Origin of the sequence: Cupriavidus sp. CuC1, from assembly GCF_044627735.1 — a bacterium.
In the GTDB taxonomy this organism is placed as follows: Bacteria; Pseudomonadota; Gammaproteobacteria; order Burkholderiales; family Burkholderiaceae; genus Cupriavidus; species Cupriavidus ulmosensis.
Map to the genome: position 1 here is coordinate 42,254 of NZ_JBIUHC010000034.1, position 23,145 is coordinate 65,398.

The window sequence follows — 23,145 nt, forward strand, 5'->3', positions numbered from 1 at the left end:
GCTCAGGCGGCGGATTTTTGAATGCTGAAGAACACGGGATAGATGCCAAATGGATTGGCTGAGAGGGCCGCATCGCTCTTCGGGGGATCAATCTGGTAGCGGAAGGTCATCGCATAACGCTGCTTGCGCGGCTTCGTGCCCTCGTCCCGGGTCGACGTGACAAACTCCACCGCGACGGTGTTGTCCGGCAGCAAGGCAATGTTGGTGACCTGCACCTCGCGTACCAGCGAGGGGCTTTGCGCGATGACGCGAAACGGCGCGTCTTCCGCCAGCCAGTCCTCGAACTGCTTGCGCGCGGCGCCCACCATTTGCTTCTTCACGGCGTTGATATTTTGGAAGATGCGTGAGTCCTCGATCTCGGCCGTCAGCACCGGCTCGATCGTGAACATGCGTGTAACCACGTCGCGGAAAGCGACCTGGATTTCCAGCGCCTTAGGCTGGTAGGCGTCCAGCTCCCGCGCCACCGCTTTGCCGTTGGCGTCGCCCGACACGCCGACCACGCGCACGACCGGCTCTGGCGGTTGGCGGGTCATCACTGCCGCCACCGCCACCAAGGCGGCCGCCAGTGCGGCCAGCTTCCAGTGGTTGCGCTCGACCACCACACGTGCGGTGCGGTCGAACAGGAACTGCGTAACGTCCTCACCCGCATACATGCCGGGGGCGGGGGAGAGGACTTTCTTGGAATCGTTGCGGCGGGAGAACAGTGGCATTGGGGCACCTGTTTGGATGTCGCCAATTTGACCAGCGAAACGCCCCCCACAGCGCGGCGAAAGCTATACGATTTTCGACAGCTTTCAATTTCTCTTACATCGGAGACCACTTTCTTAGCGGTCGCGTGGAGGACGCCGACGTACTGCACTACTGTGCGCTCACACTAGCGCGGTGGCCCCCGCCCCCGAGCACATGTGTCCGCCCTACTTGCGATATGACGCTGTTTTCATACGCTTTACTGCAAGTAGGGGAGACTCATGTGCTCGCCCCCCTCCCCCGCGCAAAGGCGTGTCGTAGCGATCGTCCCGTATCCGCGAAAAGCTCACGAAAATCACATACCTTTCAATCGCACACGAGCACGCCGAACGAGAACAATAGCGGCATGTCTGCACCAGCCGCTCACCCCACCCTGCAATTCGATCAGCTCGAAGCGAGCGCGGTCGCCATGTTCTTCGAGGCGCTGAGCCCCATTAAGGCTTACGTCGAGGCCTCGGACATTGCCGAAGTCATGATCAACCATCCCGAGAGCATCTGGATCGAACGACATGGCGAACTGCGTCAACTCGATATCCGGATCGAACCGGCCATGCTCGAAGGCGCCGTGCGGGCGCTGGCGGCCTCGGTGCAGAAATCCGCGGTCCGCGGCACCGATCAGGGCATCATCAACGCCGGTTACAAGGGCATGCGGATTGCCGCGGTGATGCAGCCGACCGCTATCGACGGCAACGCGCTCAGCATCCGCCGTCACCGGGAAACCAACCTGTCTCTGACCGACTATGTCCAGATGGGCGCGTTCTCTTCGCGTGTCGCGCGCAACACCACCGACGACAAGCCGATCTTCGACGGCCTTGTCGAAGACGAGGCGCTGAAGGCAGCCCTTACCCAACTGGTCGTGCAGCGCAAGAACATCCTGGTCGCCGGCGGTACGTCCTCGGGCAAGACCACGCTGCTCAATGCACTGGTCGCGGAGATTCCGGACAGCGAACGGGTGCTCTCCATCGAAGACACGATGGAACTCAAGTTGACGGTGCCCAACAAGGTGCGCCTGCTATCCAATGCCGACACCCGCGTGACCACGCAGCAACTGGTCGCACTGTCACTGCGCTTCCGACCCGACCGCATCCTCGTTGGCGAGGTGCGCGGTGGCGAAGCCTTCGACCTGTTGCAGGCGCTCAACACCGGCCACGACGGCGGCATGGCGTCGCTGCACGCCAACAACGCCCGATCCGCCCTGTCGCGGCTGGAAAGTCTGGCGATGCTCGGCATCCCGACCGGCTCCCGCTGGGAGTTGGACGACATGCGCAAGCTCATCGCCGAATGCTTCCACTACGTCCTGCATCTGCGCCGCACCGGCGAGATGCGGCATGTGTCGGAAATCCTGGAAATTCAGGGATTCAAACAAGGCGACTACGTCGTCAATCGCGTTTTCTAACTGGGAGTTCAACAAACCATGTTCCGTTCCAATCGACCAGCGGGGATGCAGCTCAACGCCGCCCGGACCCGTTCGCAGCAGACCGCCCTCGTGCTGGGCGCAACGCTGCTCCTGTGCGCCCAGAGTGCCTTCGCCGCCGACCTCGGTATCTTCAGTGGCCTCACGAACATGATCTGCTCGATCCAGGCGCTGGTCAGCGGTCCCATCCTCTTTGTGATCGGCGTAGTGGTTATTATTCTGGGTGCGATCGGCATTGCCAACTCCGAATCGACCATCGTCAAGGTCGTCATGACGGCCATCGTCGGCATTGGTCTGGCAGCCGCCGCGATTCCGATCGCCAAGAACCTCGGTCTCACCCAGTACTGCTGATCATGCGCCAGCACACCGTCAGCCGGTCACTGTCCCTGCCACGCATGATGGGGGGTGCTGTCCGTGGTCTTGCGATTGCCAACGGGACCATCACGGCCCTGCTGTGCTATGCCACCTACTCGGGCGGCATCTGGACTGTGGCCGGCTTCTTCCTGGTCGGCCTGTGCGTGCACCTCTTCCTGCGCTGGCTCACCACAAGCGACCCGTGGTGGAACCTCGTGCTGAACGTCTACAACCATTACGGTGACGTGTACGAACCCACCCCGTGGCACGGCAAGCTCAGCCCGCGCTTCCGCCGCCCCTATGGCTTCGACAGCGACCTGCCATGCTGAAACGCCGCCCGATGCAAGAGATTGCGCCATGGATGACACTCGTCACCCCCGACCTGGTGCTGAACAAGGACGGCTCGCTGCTGGCGACCTATGACTTCAACGGCATTGACGCGGACAGCCCCAACACGCACGACGTGTCGGCCGCCCGCGACCAGCTCGACCAGGCCTGCCGCAGCTTCGACAGCCGTGTGACGGCGTGGTGGCGGCTACGCCACCGGCGCACCCGCGACTACATCGGCGGCACCTTCCCCGCCGCGTCCGACGCCCGGATCGACGCCCTCAACCGCAAGCATATGGCGAGCGGCAAGTACTTCCACAACACGCACTCGCTGGCCCTTGCCTATACGCCTGAAAACGGCATCGACAAGGTGTTCGAGCGTATGGCGCACCACATGACAGTCGGCAGCAAGAACTTCGTCGTGGCAGCCTTCGAGACCGCCAAGGACGTGCTACTGGCCCGCAACGCCTTCGCCTTCGACCTGCAACGCACCGAGGCCGACGCCAAGCGCTTCGAATCGATGCTCGACGCCTTCGCAGGCGGCGTCACCAAGCTCGGCCTCACGCGCCTGTCCCTGCAGGACAGCCTCGCGGCCTTGCACCAAACCGCCAACCCGACCGTGCCACCGCGCCGGATTCGCTTCCCCGTGACGCTGCTGGACACCCATCTGACCGAGTCGGAAGTGACCAGCGGTTCCGACAAGCTGCTTTTTGAATCGGCACACGGCAAGCGCTACGCCGCTGTCGTGGCGGTCAAGGAATGGATGGGCTTCCAGGAAGCGGCGCTCGACGCCCTCACGCAACTCGACGTCGAACTGGATATTTGCATTCTCTATCGGTTCCTCGACACCCATAAGGCCACGAACTACATCGAGGAGATTCGCCGCTTCTACAAAATGGCGAGCTTCAACCTCTGGTCGATCGTCAAACAGGCGGCGGCCAAGGAAGAAGCCGAGAACGACGAGGGCCGCGAGCAACTGGCCGCCGAGGCGGGCGACGCGCTGCGCCGCCTGACCGCCGAAGGCCAGCAGCACGGCTTCGTCAATATCTCGGTCATCGTCTACGGGGACTCAGAAGCCGAGTGCGAGGATGCCGTCAGCGACGTCGTGGGTGCCATCACCAACGCCGGCTTCGGTCCGATCCGCGAGAAGGCCAACCTGCTACCCGCCTGGAACAGCACGCTGCCCGGCCGTTGGGATAAGCAGCGTCGGCTGCAATTCGTGGAAACGCCGGCCGTCTCCGACATCGCCCCGCTGCGCTCCGTGCGCCCCGGTCCGACCCGTAACAACTGGCTCACCAACATGTCTGGGGTGGAGACGCCCCCTCTCACCTGCCTGCCGACCCGTCATCGCACCGCGCAACGGGTGGACATGCACCAGCCGGGCGGCAACGGCCACTTGCTCGTACTCGGCCCCATCGGCGCCGGCAAGTCCGTGATGCTCAACTTCCTCGTCACGCAGGCGGGCCGCCAGGGAGCCCGACGCATCCGCTTCGACAAGGACCGATCGACGCGCATTCCGACGCTGCTGGCCGGTGGCAAGTTCGTCGACGTGACCGGCCGCTTTCAGGCCGCTACGCAGACCAATCCCCTGGCGTTGCTGGGTAATCCGGACAACCATGCCTATGTCACCGACTGGCTGGTGCTCGCCATCGAGGACGACGAGTTCCGGGTCACGCCGCAGCAACGCACTGACCTGTATCAGGCCGTGCAGATCCTCTCGCGCTTCTCGCGTGAGCACTGGACGCTCTCGAATCTCTGCACGCAACTGCACGCCTCGCTGCGCGAGCGCCTGCAGATCTGGGTGAAGGGCGGCCAGTACGGTCACTTCTTCGACCACGTGGAGGACGCCTTCGAGGTGAGCGACGACCTGTCGATCGAGATGGGCGACCTGTTCATGACGTTCCCACGCGCTGCGGCTCTCTTCATGGACTATGCGTTCTACCGCATCAGCCAGTCGATGGGCGGCACGCGCTACACCATCATCGAGGTGGAGGAAGCCGGCTTCTTCTTCACCAATCCACGCTTCTATGCGCGGCTGGAGACCTGGATTGTGACGATCCGCAAGCTCAACGGCGCAATCTGGATGGCGACGCAATCGTTGCAGCAGATCGCACGTGTCGCGGACTTCGAGATCCTCAAGGACAACATCGCCAACATCCTCTACCTGCCCAACAGCCAGGCTAGTACCAGCAAGGACCTGTATTGCGACGTATTCGGCCTCACCAACGATCAGGTGAAGATGATTGCCGAGGCGGTGCCCAACCGGGATTACCTCTGGACCACGAAGGCACAGACCCGGATGCTGCAGACCGCGTTCAGCAAGGAAATGATCGCGATGCTGCGCTCCGACGGCTATGCCCAGGAAGTGCTGGACCGGCACTACGCGTCCGGGCACCCCGAATGGCAAGACCGCTACGTCCGAGAAGTCCTTGCCCGCGGCTAACGCGGATCCTGCTCAAACACTGGAGAACCCTATGAAAAAGATCGCTACAAAACTGCTTGTCACCGCGGCCCTGAGCGCTTCGTCGCTGGCACACGCCAGCGGATGGCCTGTGTTTGACGCGGCCAACTTCATCAAGAACACGATGACGGCGGCGCAGGCGCTGAAGACCGAAGTGTACGAAAACACCAATATCACCTACCAGTACAAGATGATGCTCAACCAGCTGCAGCAGGCGGTCGGGCTAGACTCGACCTCCATGCTGGCCCAGGCGAGCTCGATCAAGGACGATATCAAGAAGCACGAGCAGTACGGCCAGACGCTGCAGGACCTCTACGGTGGCCTTGCCAACAACGCCGATTATCTCTCCCGCGTGCAGAGCATGGTCGTGCAGTCCGGCAAGACCCCAGACCAATGGTTCCAGGATCAACGCACGCTGCTCGAGACGGGCGACAAGACGGCTAAGCGCCTGTTCAGTCTCGGCAATGACATCACGGCAAGCAATCAAAAGATGGCGCAACGCCGAAAGCAGCTTCAGTCAGACCTCGAGATGAATCAGACGAGCGAAGCTACCGCCCAGCTCACGAACCAGATGCTCGATGTATTGGCCAGTCAAAATGCAGACCTGCTGCAGCTGATGGGGGCGAAGACCCAATCCGACGCGATCAAAGACCAGAAGGCCAACTCGGACACCGCCGAGAAGACCACCGCAGCCGAGGCGCTTTCCCGTCAGCAGGCAGCTGAACTGCAGCAGCTCCGACAGACCGTCTTCAATCGCGGAACATCGTCCGGAAAGTAAGGCTGACATGAAACGAACCACGATCCTCCGCGCCGCCGTTGCCGCGCTACTGGCGCTACTGGCGTTGCTCTCCCTCGTCTCCTTGCCGGCAAGAGCGCAATCGGAGGTCTCGATTCCTCCCTTGGCGCAACCAGTACCGTCGCCGTCGTCAGCGCCGTCTGGGGGTTCGGCTGTCCCCATGCCCGCCGTTGGCTCAACCGGCGAGGCGTTGTCGGATACCGTCAAAGAGTTGATGGCACTGCGGGATGGCTTGCTCAGCGGCGGCATTGCGCTGAGCCGCACCACAGCGCCGGAGGCTGGCAAGTTCGCATGGGCACTTGCGGTGATCACACTCACGATCGCCGCCATCCAGTTCATGGCACATCGACACCCTGTCGGCGCCTGGGTGGAGTTCCTCGAAACAGTAACGATCCTCGGCATCTTCTCCGCGATCTATCTCAGCTTCGACTCCTTTGGCATAGGCATCTTCCAATGGTTCGATGAAATCGCGCGAGCGATGAGCGGCGGCAACTATGAAACTGGCGCAGTCCTTGCCCGTATCGCCGGGAAATTTTTTGATTCGTTCGTCGTCGCGATCAGGGTTGCCTCTTGGTACAACAAGCTGGACGCGATTCTTTCAGGCCTGGGTCTCCTGATTGCCTTTCTTCTTTCAGCCATCTCATCGCTCGTCTACACCTACTACGTCATGATCGGGCAACTCCAGGCCGCCGTCGGCCTCGCGGTAGGGTTGATCGCGGTGGCCCTGGGCTTCTCCGACTACACCCGCAAGTACTTCTGGGCGTGGTTCGATTTCATGGTCACGGCATCCATGTATATCGTGACGTCGGCGATCATCGCGAATCTCGTCGCAGAATCCACCAGCGCAACAATCAATAAGGTCGCCACCGTAGGAACAAGCACCGCCGCCGCCGGCTGGAAGGCCGCGTCCCTGTCCGTCCTGGTACTCCTCATCTCGTTCGAGATTCCGAAGTTGGCCGGCTCGCTGTTCGGCACGGGCGGTGGCATCTCCGGCGGTGCTGTTGCGGGCGCAGCGAAAGGTGCGATGAAGCTTGGAAAGCTCCTGAAATGACGCAACACGCACCCATGGATGCCGACATGCTGCTGGCGACGCAAGGCGGGCGTCTTGCGCTGATCCGCCAGTACGCCAACGAGGCTGACCCCACCGTATTCGATGGCAAATGGCTGGCCGTACTCCGCTCTTGCGCTACCTGGTTTTCGACCATGCCGCTGCAACCGGAACAACATGCCGAGCCAGGCGGCGCGTTCCGCGCCACGATCGAGGTGGTGTATTTCGCCATGCGCCTGTCGGGCGGGCAGAAGTTCGCCGCCGACCAGCCCTCTGAGCGCCGCCGCCGCCTCGAACCCCAATACCTGTATGCGCTCTTTCTGGCGGCATGCTGTTCCTGGCTCGATGAACCCTGCCGGCACTTCCACTTCGTGCGCGAGGACACCGGCGAGCAGTGGGTGCCCGCCGCGCACGGTGCGTTTCATCCGTGGCTTGCGGGCAATCCCTACCGCGTGATACGTCTGGCGGCTCCGCTGCCGGTGGAACGCATGCGCAGCGCCCTGTTGGCACGCACGATCCTTGGCGCCGACGCGCTGTCGTGGCTGGACGGCCCCGTGCTGACAGAGCTGTTCGGCGCGATCAACCCGGCCCCGATGCCGACCGGGTTCGAGGCACAGTTGCACAAAATTGTGCGCCAGGCAGTCGCAGCCACCCGTGACTATGAGCAGAAGGCACGCCGGGCGGTCTTCGCCCCGGACACCACCGTGCCACCGTCGGCCGAACAGCTAGCCGCCGCGCCTACCCCAGGAGCGTCTGCTGCTAACAGTAAAGTCGGCCCTGCTGCCAAGGCTGCAGAACCGGTCGCGCCGCCGCCCAGCGCGGCAGCGGGCGCCGCCTCCCTGTTCCAGCCATCCGCCACCGTGCCAGTTGCGCCCACGGCGGCCACCGGCCAGCCGGCAGCGGCAGAGCCCGTAGCACCGACCATCCCGCCTGCCACGCCACCGAGCGCTCCGGTAGCGGGCGCCATCGATGCCGCCGCCATCGGCCGGGCACGCCGCGACACGCCGGACCCATTCACCGTGCTGCTGGGAGGATCGCGAATGATGAGCGAGTTCTTCCGGGCGCTCGCCCAGGACGTCACCGCGGGCAAGGTCAAGGTCGCGTGGGCCGAGAAAGGTCTGGTCCTTCCCAAGAAAGTACTGGGCAACTACGGCATCGCCAGCGAAACGCTGATCGAGAAGCTGCGCAAGGAGAGCTTGCTGTACGCCTTGCAGGGCACCGACCTCGTTCTCGCGGAGCGAATCGGCACGCTGATCCTGCCGCGCCCCAACCACCCTGCCTGATTCCATGGTTCGCTACATCAATCACTTCCGCCCCATGTTCGAGGCCCGCGCCGCGGTCGGCTGGGCGCTCGGCCTGGTGCTGATCTTCGCCTCGGGGATGCCGCACGCGGTCTACTTCGCTGTCCTCTGCGCCGTCATGCTGTTGCTGCGCGGCACGCAGGTATGGCGGGCGCTGGCCTTCCGGATGGCCATCTCGACCAAGTGGCTCGCCAAGATCCGCATCGACCAGCTGCTCGATGAGAGCGTGAAGCTGCGCGAGCGCGACGATGCCATGTATCTTGGTACCGGCTTCGAATGGACGCAGAAGCATTGTCAGATCGCGCACGACATCCTGCGCATGCCGACTTCGGAAATCCCGGGCCTGCCACGCTGGCTGCCCACGGACATTACCCGCGCCATCGAGGCCAGGTTTGCCCCCGCGAACAGCATTCCGGATCGTACCCCGCAGGGCCAATCGTGGATTCACGGCATGGAGCCCAAGAAGGTTCGCGTGCCTCTGCATTACAAGGCGCTCGGCGGTCATACGGCGGTGGGAGGCACTACCGGCGCAGGCAAGACCCGGACCTATGAGATAATTTCGACACAAGTGATACATAATGCCGAAGATGTTTTAATTATCATTGACCCAAAAAATGATCGCGATTTGAAAGATCGCGTCAAAAAAGAGTGCGAGCGCACCGGGCGCAAGTTCCTGTACTGGAAACAGGCCGCGCCGTCGGAGTCGATCCGCCTGAACCCGCTGGAAAACTGGTCGCAGCCCTCCGAAATCCCCAGCCGCATCGCGCAACTGATGGAGGAAGGCCCGTTCCGCGACTTCGCGTTCCTCTTCATCGACCGCGCGGTCAAGGGGGAACTGTACGTCGGCGACAAGCCCAACCTGCGCTCCATCCTCAATTACGCGCAGTCCGGCATCAATAGCCTGCTGGAGCGCTGCCTCAAGCGCTTCTTCCCCGAGTCCGGCATGGCCGACTGGGAGGACGAGGTCAACGGCTTCATGCAGAAGCTTGGCCAGAAGAGCGGCGCCACCCTGCTCGACGGCATGGTGCAACTCTACCTCCAGCGCTTTGCCAACGTCGGGCGCGGCCATGAGTCACTCGACGGCCTGGTCTCGACCTTCACGCATGACCGCGAGCACTACATGCGCATCATTGCGTCCGCCCTGCCCCTGCTGCAGATGCTCGCCACCGGCGAGACCGGCCTGATGCTGGCGCCCAAGGCGGATGACTTCGAGGACGACCGGGAGATCTGGGACATCGACAAGATCATCAAGCAGAAGGCCGTGCTGTGCGTCGGGCTCGATTCCATGTCCAACAGCATCGTCGCGAAGGCCATCGCCTCAATGATCCTGTCGGACATCGCATCGGTAGCCGGCACGATCTACAACTTCTACGACAAGCCGCCAGCGGTCGTGCTCATCATCGACGAGGTGGCCGAGGCGATCAACGAGCAGGTGATCCAAATCCTCAACAAGGGCCGCGGTGCGGGCTTCAAGGCCTTCGTCGCCTTCCAAAGCCGCTCGGATTTGGAGGCGAAACTCGGTAACGCAGCAAAAATGCTGCAGGTTTTGGCGAACTTAAACAACCAAATCATCTTACGATTGGAAGACACCGACACGGCGCAGTGGTTCTCGGACAAGGTGGGCGAAACCGGCATCACCAACATCGTCCAGTCCAGCAGCACCAGCACCGGCAGTGAAGCCCACTTGGGCGAATTCAGCGGCTCGGTGTCCCGTTCCCGGCAACTGGAAAAGGTGCCCCTGATTCCAATCCAGCTGATTACCCGATTGCCCAACCTCCAGTATTTCCTGCGGGTCTCCGGTGGCGCCGTCTACCTGGGCCGCATCCCCATCATCGAAGGATAAGTTCGCACATGTCCAGCCTGTTTCGCCAGATCGTCAAGCAGCACAAGCTGTCGGCCAAACTGTCGCCCGTCTTCCTCTGTTTCCCGGAACTGGACGACGTCTGCACCCGGCTCGTGGACTTCATCGGCCTGAACTTCATCGTGCGCGACGAGCCGCTGGTGAAGGAAATGCTGATGGACGCGCTCGCCGGCTACAAGGTCGAGCGCAAGGCCGGTGACGGCAACATCGCCTTCATGCGCGGCCTCTTTGCGCGATCGCACGAGTTGTATGCGAAGCGCTATGCCGCCTTCAAGGGCGAGAAGTACAACGTCTGGGCTCCGTTCCTGGAACCGATCCCGTTGTTCGAAGCGCGGCAGTTGCCGGGATATGTCTGCCGCATGGTCGATGAGCCGTGCCCCGAACCGATCACGCCGCGCAGCGCCGCCTTTCAGTTGGCCGCCCGCGTCCTCAAGGGACCGACCTTCCGCCGCTATTTCGAGGAATACGATGTCAGTAGCCAACACGCTCATTGCTAAGCTCGCCCGCCTCGCGCCCGCTGAGGTCGCTGACATGCGCGCTTGGGTGCGCGCCAACGACGCCGATGCCCCGGTACCGGAAGGGTTCACCCAGGGCCGGCATGCCTTCGCGATGGCGCTGCTGAAGTTCGAACAGGCTCGCCCTGCACAATTTTGGGGTGGCCTTCTCGCTTTCATCGCGATTCCGTGCCTGGTACTTCATTCCCTGCTGCGCTGATATGTCCAACAGTCGTTTCGCTTCGCACATGCGCCTGTGGCTGGTCGTCACGCCCGTATTACTGGCGACACTCGCGCCCGTGCTGCCCGATGACAGGCACTTCGAGATCGATGCCGCGGAGCAGGCTTCGGTCGAATCCGTGTTCGGGGAAGGCCGGGCCAACAATCTAGCCAGCCGCGCCAACGAGCGGTTCCGCGCGTGGTTCGTCGACTCGGGCGCGATACGCCGCTCCTATGCCGGTTCCGCCAACCAGACCCTTGTCAGCGACGGGGGCACAGCCGGCATCGCCTCGAACTGGATGCGGCACCTCTGGATGGAACTGTACCGCGCGATCTATCGGGCCACGGTCGCCGGCAACTGGTTGTGGGGCGCGATCTTCTTCATGGCAGCCACGCTCAACGACGGCGCGGTGCAGCGCCGCATCCGGGCCGCTGCGGCGGGGGTGGCCAGTCCCGTGGGCTTCCACCTCGCGGCACACGGGTTGCTGGTCGCATTTGGCGTTAGCGGCTCAGCCCTGCTTCTGCCTATGTCGCTGCCCGCCGTCGTGTGGACGGTCGCGGCCGCCTGCATCGGTGCCCTCGCCTGGCGGCTTGCAGCCAGCTTCCATTCGAACCGGTAGCCGCACTCACATCAACCGCAACGCAACCATTCAACGCGGATCGCCCACCCTTGGGGGTCCATTCAGGAGAGAACAGCATGACCACCAACACTGACACCGCCGTTGTCGCCGCACTGGACGATGCGCCACTCGCCGCAGCAACCGATAGCCCGGCCGCAAGCGGCCCGGCCATCGAGCTGGCCGACATGGCTCCCGGCACCGGCGCGGGCATCACGGACGGCGCGGACGACGGCTCGCTCGAGCGCGAGCTGCAAGAAATGGATTCGGCGGCCGAGACGCTGCGCAAAGAGGGCTTGATCTCGTTGGAGGAGGCCGCGGAGAAGAAAGTTGAGGTCGACAACACCCGCAAGCGATTTCGCGAACTGAAGCCGGAGGACCGCGTCGCGATCATTCGCCGTCGTCGCGAAATCGGCGTCCAGATCCTGACCCGTCAACTGGCCGGCGCCGCGGTCGTGCCGGTCGCCATCAAGCTCAACCACACTCGCCTGCGCCCGCTGTTTGAACAATGGTGGCCGTTCATGAACCGCATGAGCATCAACCTGCAGCGCTTTGGCAGCGCCACCTATGCCAAGACCGAGCTGGCCGCCGTGGAAGAGTACTTCGAGCGCGCCCTGTCCCGCATGGAGGACTACGTCGACGAGCAGTTGCGCGTCGCCGAAGCGCTGCGCACGCAGCGTGAAGCAGAGATGCGAGCGAAGAACGACATTGTGTTTGAGCCGTCGGTCACGCTGCCATCATTGAGCCTCACGGTCGAAGCCTATTCTCGCTTCTCGATGCGCGTGCTGGGCGTGCTGGCCAAGTTCGACCGCACGATGGATCAGTTCGACTTCATGGTCTGGAATGGCATTCGCGACCAGACCGACATCAACGACGAGGTGGCGCGCTTCCTGCGCAGCTTCCACCCGCTCGGCCTGCGCGGCTACACGACCCACCTGAAACTGATGACCACAGTGCGCGACGTCTGAACGTTACGTGCCGCCCCTCTTCTTGGCGGGCGGCAACCTCCCGAAACACCGACCGATTGACAGGCTAAACCATATGGACTTGACGAACGCCAGGGTGGAATTCCAGACCGACTTCAATTCGTTTGGGGAAGGGGTCGTCATCGCACATGACAGCAGCAACGGCCGGCTCGTGATCCGCGACGACGACGGTATTCACTGGCGCTGCGGCGAGAATCATATTGAAGTGATCTACCTCCCCTCGGAACGATCTGCCCATGCTGGATGAACTGAATCCAGCCCAGCGCGAAGTGGTGGAGTTGCGCCGGCATTGTGTCGCCGTCGCCTGCCCTGGTGCCGGCAAAACCAAGACCATCGCGACCAAGGCCGCGATTCTGCTGGCCGAGCCCAATGCCACGGTCGGCGCGGTGACGTTCAGCAAGGATGCCGCGGTGGAGTTGCGTGACCGCATTCTGGCGCTCGCGGGCGCAGGAGCCAAGCGGCGCCTGGTGGCCGGCACCTTCCATTCGTTGTCGTACAAGCAATTGGGCGGCGCTGGCGGTGAGCGCCCGGATATCGCCACAGACGGCGACCGGATGGTGCTGGTGGCCCACGCACTGGAAGAAGCCGAGTTGGACTGGAAGATCGAGGATGCGATTGCCGCCATCGAGGTCATCAAGACCAATTTCGGCAACGTCCAGGACGGCACCCACGAGGCGCGCCTCTACCGGGCCTACCAGCACGCCTTGGAGCGCAACGCCAAAATCGACTTCCAGGACATGCTGCGGCTAGCGGTGGAAGGCTTGCAGCGTGGCGCCCTCAAGCCCTACCCCTTCACCTATCTGCTGGTCGACGAGTTCCAGGACACCGACCCGCTGCAATACCAATGGGTCGCCCTGCACGCACAAGCAGGCTCGATCGTGACGGTGGTGGGCGACGACGACCAGTCGATTTACGGATTTCGGAGCGCGTTGGGCTTTAGGGGCATGGAATCGTTCATCCGCCAGTTCGACGCCCAGCCCGTGGTGCTTGGCAGCAATTACCGGTGCAAGGCCGAGATCCTAGCCGCCGCCGACAAGGTTATCCAGAACAATCGCGACCGCATCCCCAAGACACTGGTGGCACAGAAAGGTCCGGGCGGAACCGTTCAGTTCAACCGCTACGACGATGAGTATGCCGAGTCCGTTGCCGCCATCGAAGCGCTCGCTCCGACCCTGCGTGAGGGGAAATCTGCCGCCATCCTGGCGCGCACAAATCGCATCCTCGACCCGGTAGAAGCCGTGTGCCGCTCGCATGGCGTGAAATACTACCGCGCCTCCGGCAAGTCGATCCTGAACCGCCCCGAGGCGGCGCTGATGGGCAACCTGCTGGAAATCATCCAAAAGGTGAAGGCCAACGGGCTGGATGCGTTGCTGGGCTTCGCTGGCGTAGGTGCCCAGGAACTGCGGCTGCTGCACAGCAAGATGGGGCCGGCGCTGGAACAACGTCAGAAGAAGGAGCTTGTTGCGTTCGGCGTATCGGAGGAAACCGCCGACCGATACCGCGACCTGATGAAGCGGCTGGCCGAATGGCGCACTCTCTGCGACCGGCAGTTCTACTCGCTGGTCCTCGAAGGCGTGCGTGAGTGGATGGCCCAACACGCCAAGGCAGACCCAGCCAGGCGAGCGATTACCACGACCTATGACGTGCTCTCTCGCCTCAATGGCACGTTCTCCGAGCGGCTGGAATTCCTGCGCCGACAGAACAACGAGCCGACACCTGACGCACTGGTGCTCACCACCATCCACGCGTCAAAGGGCCTCGAATGGGATGGGATTGTTGTCATCCGTGTAGAGGAGACAGTTATCCCAGATGACAAAGGCAGTACCGAATCAGAGGAACGGCGCTTGTTCTACGTTGGCATGACACGCGCCCGCGACTGGCTCGCACTCAGTACGGCCAAGAAGAACCCCACGTCGCGCTTCGTGATGGAGGCGGGGCTGGCATGACAGATCCCCCCTAAAAACAAAAGCCAGGATTGCAGTCCTGGCTTTTGCGGAAGTTGCCGGGACCTCGATAAAGGTGCACCAGACTTTCTCCCCACTGAGTGCAAAGTCTAGGAAAGCCTTCTGGTCCTGTCAACGCCTTCACAACTATTTTTTGCATAGAACGGCGGCACATGATTCGAACCATGGAAGCCGACGGGCGGCGCTCGCCCATCGGCAGCGCGACGACGCGTCCTGAGGCGCTGGGCAACTCACATGCGACCACCTACGGCGCAAGCGAGTCCGGACCACACTACCTACCATGCAAGATTGCCAACGCGCTCGTGCGCGTCTACGAGGCGTTGCATGCGTTCGCGCTGACACAGACGCAACGTCAGGTGCTTGCCTGCCTGATCCGCAACGGCGTCAAACAGCAAGATCCAGCGGACTGGATCTTCATGAAGAAGGTCACAATCGCACAACGACTTCGGCTTAGCGAGGCGACTGTCTATCGTTGCCTTGCAGCCCTGGAGGGTGCCGGCCTGATCGAGCGGGAGGAGCAAAGACAGTCCACATGCAATCTGAAGGCCCTTGGCCGGATCCGGCTTTCGGTACAAGCCATTTGGAATCTTGGCCTAGCGTCAACTCAACCGTCGCGTGAGATGGGTGCCACGGCGAGATCCCCCGACTTACAGGACCGGGGACCGACCCGCCGCCTGCCCAACCTCGCACCGGTGAGAGACGTTAACCTACCCCCTCAACAATCTTCTTCGAAGAAACAGTCGCCGGGGGCGAGCCCATTCATTCGCGTGCTGGGCAAAGCCGTGCCTTCGGAGCTGGCCTGGCTGGTCACGCAAAACGGACTCGCGCTGCCCGGCCTGTTCGCCCTCATGAAACGCGCCAAGGCCGTCGGCCACCGGCTTTCGAACGTAATCGCAGTGGTCAGCGATGCGCTGATCCCGCTCAAGGGCAGAGAACTCTTCGCCTACATTCAGGCCCTGCTCTCCAAGACGGTCGACTACACATTTGTCGCAGAACAGCAGGCAACGCAAGCGCAAGCCGAGCGCGCCAAGGGAGAGGCCGCAGCGGCTGTAGCCGCGGAAATTTCAGACCTGGTCTCAAGGCTCCGCGGGGTCCAGGTAACGCGTGCCGACGGTGCCGTGCTCAGCGTTGATGAGGCATCGGTGGTAATCGAGAAGGCTGGCCGTAGGGCCGCGGCACCCCATGGGCTCGCGCTCGATCTCCTGCGGGAGATTGCGGCATGCCAGGCGAACGACGGAAAGTCGGCCTTTGCTCGGCCCTGTGTGGGCCCGTTCAAACGCGGCCAGTCCTTGGCGGTGATGGAGGCGCAGTTAGCCGCCGCCCGGGGAATACTTCGTGGGCGCTCGTCGCCGGCGCACTTGACCAGGTGCGCGGCACGCCTCGCCCTTCAGAACGGCGAGGGATAGCGCGGCCTCGGTACCGGCGTAACCTTCGCTGAAGGCCGCATTTCGGTTGTCCGGATTTGCACCCTGAGGCGGCCTGGCCTATCTCCGTGTGCCGGCGCATGGCGTGTCGGACGCGCAGACCGTGCTTCTCGCGCTGTTAGCAATCCCCGTCTTGTCCATCTGGATCGAGCGCCTCGCGTCCCCTCCCATCGCCGCCTAGCTGGTATTCGCGCTGAAGACCTGCGGCACTCCAGTCACCGAGATGAGCCTCGGCAGGATCGAGCGGGCCGCACTCCATGCATACGAGCGCATCGCACCAATCGTGTGTAACGAGCCGAGGTGCACTGGTTGGCGTACGATGCGTCACATTTCTGGCGGGCGCGAGGTGGCGTGGGAGGGTAATTCGTAACGGTCATCCATTGCAGAACCGTTGACCGACAGGGTCCGGCAGCACGGTGCGATGCGCATTTTTATCTATATTTAGGTATAATCCTGTGATGCCGACGACGATAAAAATGCTGCGCTGGGTGGGGTCAGCGAAAAAAGACCTGGGCGCGATGCCGAAAGACGTGCAAGACACCTTTGGCTATGCGCTGCACTTGGCCCAGGTGGGTAGTAAGCACAGCCAGGCCAAACCGCTGAAGGGCTTCGGCGGGGCGGGTGTGCTGGAAGTGGTGGAAGACCACCAGGGCGGCACCTACCGCGCCGTGTACACCGTGCGCTACGCGGGGGCGGTGTACGTGCTGCATTGCTTCCAGAAGAAATCGACCAGCGGCATTGCCACACCCAAACCGGACATGGACTTGATAGAGGCTCGCCTGAAAGCTGTGACGGCCTTGGAGAAGGAGCAATGAACATGAACACGATAGCAACCATCGACGACCTTACCATTGAGCAAGGCAGCGACAATCCCTATGCGGACCTGGGCTATCCGGACGCCGACGAAATGCTGGTCAAGGCCGGACTGGCACATGAGATCGCGCAGATCATCAAGAGCCGGCACTTGACCCAGCAACGGGCGGCCGAACTGCTGGGCATGCCGCAACCCAAGCTCTCCGAGCTATTGCGCGGCAAATTCCGCGGCATTAGCCAGGCCAAGATGATCGAGTGCCTGAACCGATTGGGGCGCGACGTGGACATCGTGGTGAGGAAGGCCGGTCGCCGAACGCTGGGGCACACTCACGTAGTGGTTGCCTGACGACAAAAAAGTCCTAGGCTTACGAGCTCGGCGGGCTAATGACGGTGGCAGCCGCAGCCCCCTGTCAAGCAATCCGGCCAACCAAGGAACTCGCTGCTCGCTGAAAACCCATCTGCGTTTACGCGCTTCCAGGCGTGGAAGCGCTCCAGCGCGTTACCAGGCGCTCCAACGCGCTCTGATGCGCTTTACCCCGTGTGGACGGCACCTTCGGAAACAGCCTGCGTCATTGAGCTCCGAACCACCAGATCGCAGGGTAAGGCTCGGGTCCAATGTCTTGGTCGCGCCTCCGGCTGACAAGGAAGGGCCCAGCAGGGGCAAGCCTGCGGAACACGCAGGCCAATCTCGCTTGATGTAGCGGTCAAAGACCATTGATGGGAGCGAGCGACCCTGTTGCCGACATACCCCCGTGGCAAGCCATCCATCCGCGGCTCATTACCCGAGCGCAGATTTGATGCGACCAAACACATATTGACCGAGGTACCAGCTCAACTCTGTCTGCGCGAGGACGTCCTGCTCTGTCACTGAGGACGGCTCGAGCTTCATACGTCGCAGCAAGAGCTTGCCCTCTCTCGATGCGAGCCACGTGCGAATCAGATCTTGTCTCGTTCTTGCTTCTGCCGCTTTGAAGTGGTCCAGACCTTTGCGCGAGTCTTCGTTCATACGTGCACGGACCTGATCGTCGTGTGATGCGACACTACGAGCAACAGCATTCGTGGTCTCGGACTTTGCGACCTCTTGCTGCTTTTCAACCGCTAGGAGCTTGGTTTGGACCTGGACCATCGTTCGTTCAGCTTCCGATATCTTCCAGTTGTCCCGCAGGGCGCTCATTAGATAGCCTGCGGGACTCTTCTTCACCTGCCCTCGATGAAGCTTGAAGCGGGTGTATTCAACGGCCTGCATGATCCGTTCGTCGGTCCATACCTCACGGTTTTCCGATATCTCGCTGAACTGCCGGGAAGACAGGTTGAACTCGTCCTTGAGAATCTTATAGAGGTGGCTTGCATCTGCCAGGCTAGCCATGACAGCGTCGGCGGTATCCTTTCGCTTGAGCAGGAACCTGATTCGGTCCACCTTCTTCGAAGAGGTAGACTGGGCCCGAGTCTCGTAGGAGAGCTCGATGTCCGAGACTTTGTTGATCTCCTGGACCGCCGGTTCTAACCAGTCGCGTTTGAAGTATTTGAATATTGCCGCGTTGGCCCCCATTTTTCCGGGCCACATACGCATTTCATTTAGCTGGATCCAGTCCGTTCGGCCGACCTGCACGCATGGCAGAACCTTATCGTAGATCGCCCGCGCCAAGCTGCGTGTGAAGGCGGTGGAAATCCTTAAGCTCAGCCAGTGGGACTTGCGCGGGTCACGGATAAGTGGGAGTAAGCGAGGATGTACGTCGAAGCTGACACGCCCCCGGAGAAAACCCACGAGACCTATTAGTTGGACTTGTACCCACAAGTCATCTTCATGGGGTTCCCGGTCCAATGGTGTATTGGTGACGCGAATTTTCGCATTCTGTGCTTCGTCAGCGATGGACCTGAGGTGCTTGATATTGCGACTGTCATAGCGCATCAACCACTTGAAGTAGTTCAGATCAACGTCGTACTGTGCCCGGGCCTCGGGTTCTTGCCCGACAATAAAATACGCGGCGTCAAGGAAGCGCCGCGCCGCAAGCCCCATGTTGACGATTTCAGTAAAGACGTTATTGCGCTGAAATCCGATCTCACGATTGGCCTCGTTGATGGGCAAGCCCAAGTCAAACATGTCCTCGAACAACGCGAGTGCCATCTGTCGAGGCGTTGCGCTTGATTTAACCTCCTCGATATTGTCCGACGCCATAGCTTTCTGCTCGTTGTTCTGGGCTCTGCGCACTTTAGCATGCTTAGGTGAGGTGTCAACACAATGGACCTCACCTTCTGTGTCGCTACGAATCCTTGATGCGCGCTCTTTTCTCGCGGCGTGCACAACGACTCTCACCTACCCCACAATAAACCTCACCACTGTGACGAGGCGTTTGCCGCCTAACCCTTAAGTTGTCGAGGTTTCAAGGAAACGCCATTGTGTTAGCACAGCAAACCTCACCATCGATCGGGTTGCACAATGGACCTCACTTTTGTGTATCCCTTATCTCACCTAGGCGGCACAAGGACCAGCACCTCACTGCACAACGAGCCTCACCTTTTGCACAGGCAACCTCACCTTATAGAGGATAAGACTCTGATTTTAAAAGGTTTACCGATCTCTTGTGGGTTGGTTGGGTTGTTTACTTCAAATAAAACAAACCAACTAGAAACCGAGTGAAGTTGAAAGGTGAGGTTCTTTGTTCACGGTGGACGACTGTTGAGCAACGGTGAGGTTGATTGTGCGAGGCCGCGATTAGTCATCCCAGCTTTGCACAATAGACCTCACCATCCGATGTCTCTTAGGCTGCGAAAACACGTTCGCCAGGCCTAGTTGAGGGGCACCGAACTGAACAGGGGCACTGGTTTGGTCGCTGAACTTGCCAATGTGGAGTCGGGGCCATTTTTATGTTGAACAGAGTAGGTACCGCGTTGTTCACAAAGCTTCCCTGTAAGGATCAAGTTGTCAAAGTGAGGTTACTTGTGCAAATCAACAGGTTAACAACTGCCGCATCCGCACAACAGGGCTCACCTTTGCCTATTCTCTAGGCACGCAGCCCCCACGAGTCCTTCTCCTGCCCACTGAAGGTGAGGTTGTTTGTGCGAGTTCCTGACGAACTCGTGGTCCACATTACTGCGTTTCCGGGACTTGGGGGTACGCCAAGCCTCATGGATCGTCGGTTTATTGGCGGTGCTCTATAGGAAACAACAATTTATGCAGCGTATCTCAAGCATTTCCTGTATTCTGAGGTTTATATATTCTTCTGGAAAAACCTCAGAATGGTGAAAATAAGCCAACTTCCTGCTGTAGACCGGACCGTCCCTCTAGAACAAATCAGCAAGTTTGCAGAGAAGGTGACAATTTTCACGAGTGAGCTGCGTGAGACGATTCTGGCGCCCAGGCCCCGAAAAACTGCGCCAATCTTCAAGACAGGCGAAATTGCCGAGATGTGCAACATCTCGCACTCCCAGGTGCAGTATCTTGCGACAAAGGGTGGCGGTGAATTGCCAGCGGGCACAGCCGCAGGAACTGGCCGAACCCGCACCTTCACATTGGCGGAAGCACGTGTTTGGGTCCAGAGGGTTTCGGATATTTATCAGACGCCGCTCGTTACTGGAATACGGGAACCGAAAGGGAAGATCATCATTACGGCTCAACTGAAGGGTGGGTCGGCCAAGACAACAACAACGATGTGTCTCGCGCAAGCGCTAACGTTGCGCGGTCGCAAGGTGCTTGTGATTGACCTCGATCCGCAGGCCTCGCTGTCGGAATTGTGCGGCTTATACGCAGAGAAAGACGTAACGCCGGAAGACACCGTACTGCCATACATCTACGATCAAGAATTCGGAGGTGGCCTGGAAGAAAGGGTTCAGTCCACCTATTGGGATGGCCTTGACGTCATCCCGGCGCACACAGAGTTGATTGGTGCGGAGTTCCATCTGCCAGCAATGCAGAAGACGAAACCGGGCTTCAAGTTTTGGACGGTGCTGCGGTCGGGGCTTGAACCGCTGCGGAAGCGTTACGACTACATCCTGATGGACACGTCACCTTCCTTGTCATACCTAAACCTGAACGCACTGTTAGCGGCAGATGCAATGGTTATGCCGATGGTGCCCGAGAATTTGGACTTCATTAGTTCGCTGTCCTTCTGGCGCCTGTTCTCGGATGTTTCCAAGAGCTTCATCAAGTATGAGGCGGACAAGAAGTATGACTTCGTCTCTCTTTTGCTCTCGAAAGTCGACTATGGTCGTACCTCATCCGCGCCTATCGTCCGCGCATGGGCCGAAAGCGCTTACGAGAACTGGTTACATTCGATCGAAGTACCTGCCAGTTCGGTCATGAGCACGGGGGCACTGGCTTTCTCGACTGTATTTGACGTCAGCGGTACCCACAGCGCGGCCAAGTCGCTGCAGCGGATTCGGAAACCCCTCATCGACTACTGCCGATGGGTGGACGAAATATTTGAAGAAAAGTGGAGGAACGCGCAATGAGCAATATGCGTGAACAGCTGCTGGCAAAGACGGCCGGCATCCGAAAGACTTCTGCGATCAAGGAGGACGAGGTCAAGCGGACCGACCGCACGCAGACAGCGCCTGGTCTGGCGGGGGCATTGGCTGTGGCTCAAATCCGAGTCCAAGAGCTGGAATCGACTGGGACTTCGTCCCAACTGCCGGTTGCGGAGGTTGTCCCGAACCCATGGCAGCCGCGGAAGGTCTTTAACGAAGCGAAGCTGGGAGACCTAGCCGAGTCAATTCGTGAAGTTGGGTTGATGCAACCCATCGTGGTTCGTCGCGCTGAGTCGGCCTATCAGATCGTGGCGGGCGAACGTCGGTGGCGAGCGCATAAAATTCTGGGGCTCGATACCATCAAGTCGGTCGTTGTGGAGTGTTCCGACTCCGACATGGCTATTCTTGCCCTGGTCGAGAATATCAGCCGAGATGACCTGTCTGACTTTGAAGTCAGCCAGTCTATTCGGCGGTCTGAGAAAGAGTTTCCCGACCGTAAGCGGATGGCGGAAGCGGTAGGTCTCTCCAGAACCGGCCTCTACCAGTTCCTCGCATTCGACAAGCTGCCTGATTTCATCTTGAATGACCTCCATCTGCATCCGCGGCTGCTAGGTGGCAACGCAGCACATGCTCTCGTTGGAGCCATCCGCAAGCATGGCGAAAAAGGTATCGAGGCCGCCAAGGAGATCTGGCCACTGGTCGTTAAAGGAAACATGGATCAGGGGAAGGTGGCCTCGGCGATTGGGGCGCTGGCCACCCGTCGTGCAACCACGGAGTCGGCAAGCGGGCGCAGCATTGACAAGTTCTTCTCGGGAAAGGAACAGGCTGGCTCGATCACCAAGGACATTAACAGCTTCACGGTGAAGATTAAAGCTGGCGTCCTGAGCGAGGCGCAAGAGACGCAGATCAGGGAAATGATCAGCCAGATGTTTCATCCCCAGCCAAATTGACCGTGTCATATTCAGGAAGAGCCCGCCCAGAGCGGGCTTTTTTTTGCCCTGCCTGCGTCGGGCGCTGCACCCCGCGCGTGTACATACTATGTACGCGGCGCGGTAATGCCTTAACCGTCGTAGCATGCTGCACGGATGGTAAGGGAATTGCGCGTCCGTTGGCCAACATGCTACCGTGGCGACGTTTGTTGAAGGAGCGGCTGGGTCCGCGACCAATCGCTGTCGCCTCGGCTCCACGGAGTCTGCCCTTGCGTACCTCGTCCGGGGTATAGCCGGAAAGCCTTGCTATGACGACTCCCACCGAGGTCAACCGCGCATGCGCTGGCTGGGCATCTATTCCCTAGCTGGCAACAGCGCCGAGTACATACTATGTACTCGGCACGCGATTCAGCGGCGCGATGCCGCCGGCACAGGCCTGCCGTCGAACCGGTCGGCGACTGCTTGTCGGGGTCCGCTGGCACGAATTCAGTATGGATGGCGCGCTGGCCACTGCATACGAAAGGACGAGACGATCCATGACAAGGTAGTCCGCACCAGGCTGCTCAAGCCGCAGGACCCGGTCATGCCACAGCCATCGGCGCAGCAAGGATGATCGGCGGTCTGTGGAGTCGCGCTTCGGTCGCCTCGCATCCGCAAGCTCCCGCCGCCCTGAAGGTGACAACGGGACCGTGCCTCTGCCGAAGCGCGGGAGCGAGCCCGCGCAACTGGCCACTCAGTTCCAACTCGCATAACTGCTCCGACGCCTTGATTGCCAACTTGAATGCGAGGCCTCATTCCGGCATCGGGTATATCCATTACAGGTCACTCGTGTGGCCGATCTCGCAGCGACGCGGCACCTCATCTCCGAGCAAGCTTTGTACGCTGTTAGGTCTCGCCCCCAGCGAAGGCCAACCCTCAATTTCGGC

21 protein-coding genes are annotated in these 23,145 nt (G+C 60.8%); 19 read left to right on the forward strand and 2 right to left on the reverse strand.

The annotated features are described in order from the left end of the window. Positions 1-2: 2 nt before the first annotated feature. The gene (locus ACGLHR_RS16805; RefSeq protein WP_400095317.1) at positions 3-710 is read right to left on the reverse strand and encodes a type IV secretion system protein; all 708 of its coding nucleotides are present in this window, start codon (positions 708-710) and stop codon (positions 3-5) included. Positions 711-1,093: 383 nt separating this feature from the next. On the opposite strand from ACGLHR_RS16805, the gene ACGLHR_RS16810 reads away from it, so the two are divergent. The 17 genes from ACGLHR_RS16810 (at position 1,094) to ACGLHR_RS16890 (ending at position 17,172) form a co-directional block, all read left to right on the forward strand. Then, positions 1,094-2,143, forward strand: coding sequence for a CpaF family protein (locus tag ACGLHR_RS16810; protein WP_400095355.1), 1,050 nt, complete (start codon positions 1,094-1,096; stop codon positions 2,141-2,143). 18 nt (positions 2,144-2,161) lie between these two features. Continuing rightward, entirely contained in the window at positions 2,162-2,512 is a 351-nt protein-coding gene (locus tag ACGLHR_RS16815) for a TrbC/VirB2 family protein (RefSeq protein ID WP_400095318.1), read from the forward strand. A gap of 2 nt (positions 2,513-2,514) precedes the next feature. Further along, positions 2,515-2,844, forward strand: a complete 330-nt coding sequence (locus ACGLHR_RS16820; protein ID WP_267601183.1) for a conjugal transfer protein — start codon at positions 2,515-2,517, stop codon at positions 2,842-2,844. Continuing rightward, complete coding sequence (locus ACGLHR_RS16825) at positions 2,838-5,285, forward strand: VirB4 family type IV secretion system protein (protein WP_400095320.1); 2,448 nt, start codon at positions 2,838-2,840, stop codon at positions 5,283-5,285. Before ACGLHR_RS16820 ends, ACGLHR_RS16825 begins: the two co-directional genes overlap by 7 nt. A gap of 31 nt (positions 5,286-5,316) precedes the next feature. After that, positions 5,317-6,081, forward strand: coding sequence for a conjugal transfer protein TrbJ (locus ACGLHR_RS16830; protein ID WP_400095322.1), 765 nt, complete (start codon positions 5,317-5,319; stop codon positions 6,079-6,081). Positions 6,082-6,088: 7 nt separating this feature from the next. Beyond that, on the forward strand, positions 6,089-7,150 hold the full coding sequence (locus ACGLHR_RS16835) for a type IV secretion system protein (RefSeq protein ID WP_400095324.1): 1,062 nt from the start codon (positions 6,089-6,091) through the stop codon (positions 7,148-7,150). Continuing rightward, complete coding sequence (locus tag ACGLHR_RS16840; protein WP_400095326.1) at positions 7,147-8,430, forward strand: TraI domain-containing protein; 1,284 nt, start codon at positions 7,147-7,149, stop codon at positions 8,428-8,430. The genes ACGLHR_RS16835 and ACGLHR_RS16840 overlap by 4 nt, the downstream gene beginning before the upstream one ends. Before the next feature lie 4 nt (positions 8,431-8,434). Beyond that, entirely contained in the window at positions 8,435-10,291 is a 1,857-nt protein-coding gene (traD, locus tag ACGLHR_RS16845) for a conjugative transfer system coupling protein TraD (RefSeq protein ID WP_400095327.1), read from the forward strand. A gap of 8 nt (positions 10,292-10,299) precedes the next feature. Then, entirely contained in the window at positions 10,300-10,806 is a 507-nt protein-coding gene (locus ACGLHR_RS16850; protein ID WP_400095329.1) for a hypothetical protein, read from the forward strand. Continuing rightward, complete coding sequence (locus ACGLHR_RS16855; protein ID WP_400095330.1) at positions 10,778-11,023, forward strand: hypothetical protein; 246 nt, start codon at positions 10,778-10,780, stop codon at positions 11,021-11,023. The genes ACGLHR_RS16850 and ACGLHR_RS16855 overlap by 29 nt, the downstream gene beginning before the upstream one ends. A gap of 1 nt (position 11,024) precedes the next feature. Next, a complete protein-coding gene (locus tag ACGLHR_RS16860) occupies positions 11,025-11,642 on the forward strand; it encodes a DUF4400 domain-containing protein (protein ID WP_400095332.1) in 618 nt (205 codons plus the stop codon). A 77-nt stretch (positions 11,643-11,719) separates the two neighbouring features. Further along, positions 11,720-12,607, forward strand: coding sequence for an ATPase (locus ACGLHR_RS16865; RefSeq protein WP_400095334.1), 888 nt, complete (start codon positions 11,720-11,722; stop codon positions 12,605-12,607). A 73-nt stretch (positions 12,608-12,680) separates the two neighbouring features. Beyond that, positions 12,681-12,872: a hypothetical protein gene (locus ACGLHR_RS16870; protein ID WP_400095336.1), complete on the forward strand. Its 192-nt coding sequence runs from the start codon at positions 12,681-12,683 to the stop codon at positions 12,870-12,872. Beyond that, positions 12,862-14,571, forward strand: a complete 1,710-nt coding sequence (locus tag ACGLHR_RS16875; RefSeq protein WP_400095338.1) for an ATP-dependent helicase — start codon at positions 12,862-12,864, stop codon at positions 14,569-14,571. The genes ACGLHR_RS16870 and ACGLHR_RS16875 overlap by 11 nt, the downstream gene beginning before the upstream one ends. Positions 14,572-14,753: 182 nt before the next feature. After that, complete coding sequence (locus ACGLHR_RS16880; protein WP_400095339.1) at positions 14,754-15,995, forward strand: helix-turn-helix transcriptional regulator; 1,242 nt, start codon at positions 14,754-14,756, stop codon at positions 15,993-15,995. 476 nt (positions 15,996-16,471) lie between these two features. Beyond that, the gene (locus tag ACGLHR_RS16885) at positions 16,472-16,828 is read left to right on the forward strand and encodes a type II toxin-antitoxin system RelE/ParE family toxin (protein ID WP_318233292.1); all 357 of its coding nucleotides are present in this window, start codon (positions 16,472-16,474) and stop codon (positions 16,826-16,828) included. Positions 16,829-16,830: 2 nt separating this feature from the next. Then, entirely contained in the window at positions 16,831-17,172 is a 342-nt protein-coding gene (locus tag ACGLHR_RS16890) for a helix-turn-helix domain-containing protein (protein ID WP_267600347.1), read from the forward strand. A 432-nt stretch (positions 17,173-17,604) separates the two neighbouring features. Here the strand turns inward: ACGLHR_RS16890 and ACGLHR_RS16895 are convergent, their stop codons facing one another. After that, positions 17,605-19,002 carry a replication initiation protein gene (locus ACGLHR_RS16895; RefSeq protein WP_400095341.1) on the reverse strand — a complete coding sequence of 466 codons (1,398 nt, stop codon included), beginning with the start codon at positions 19,000-19,002 and terminating at the stop codon, positions 17,605-17,607. A 1,061-nt stretch (positions 19,003-20,063) separates the two neighbouring features. Here ACGLHR_RS16895 and ACGLHR_RS16900 point away from each other — a divergent pair. Together ACGLHR_RS16900 and ACGLHR_RS16905 are read left to right on the forward strand one after the other, a co-directional pair. Next, positions 20,064-21,275 (forward strand): AAA family ATPase, encoded by a 1,212-nt coding sequence (locus ACGLHR_RS16900; RefSeq protein WP_318233294.1) that lies wholly within the window; start codon positions 20,064-20,066, stop codon positions 21,273-21,275. Continuing rightward, entirely contained in the window at positions 21,272-22,240 is a 969-nt protein-coding gene (locus tag ACGLHR_RS16905; RefSeq protein ID WP_400095343.1) for a ParB/RepB/Spo0J family partition protein, read from the forward strand. Before ACGLHR_RS16900 ends, ACGLHR_RS16905 begins: the two co-directional genes overlap by 4 nt. The last annotated feature ends 905 nt before the right edge of the window (positions 22,241-23,145 follow it).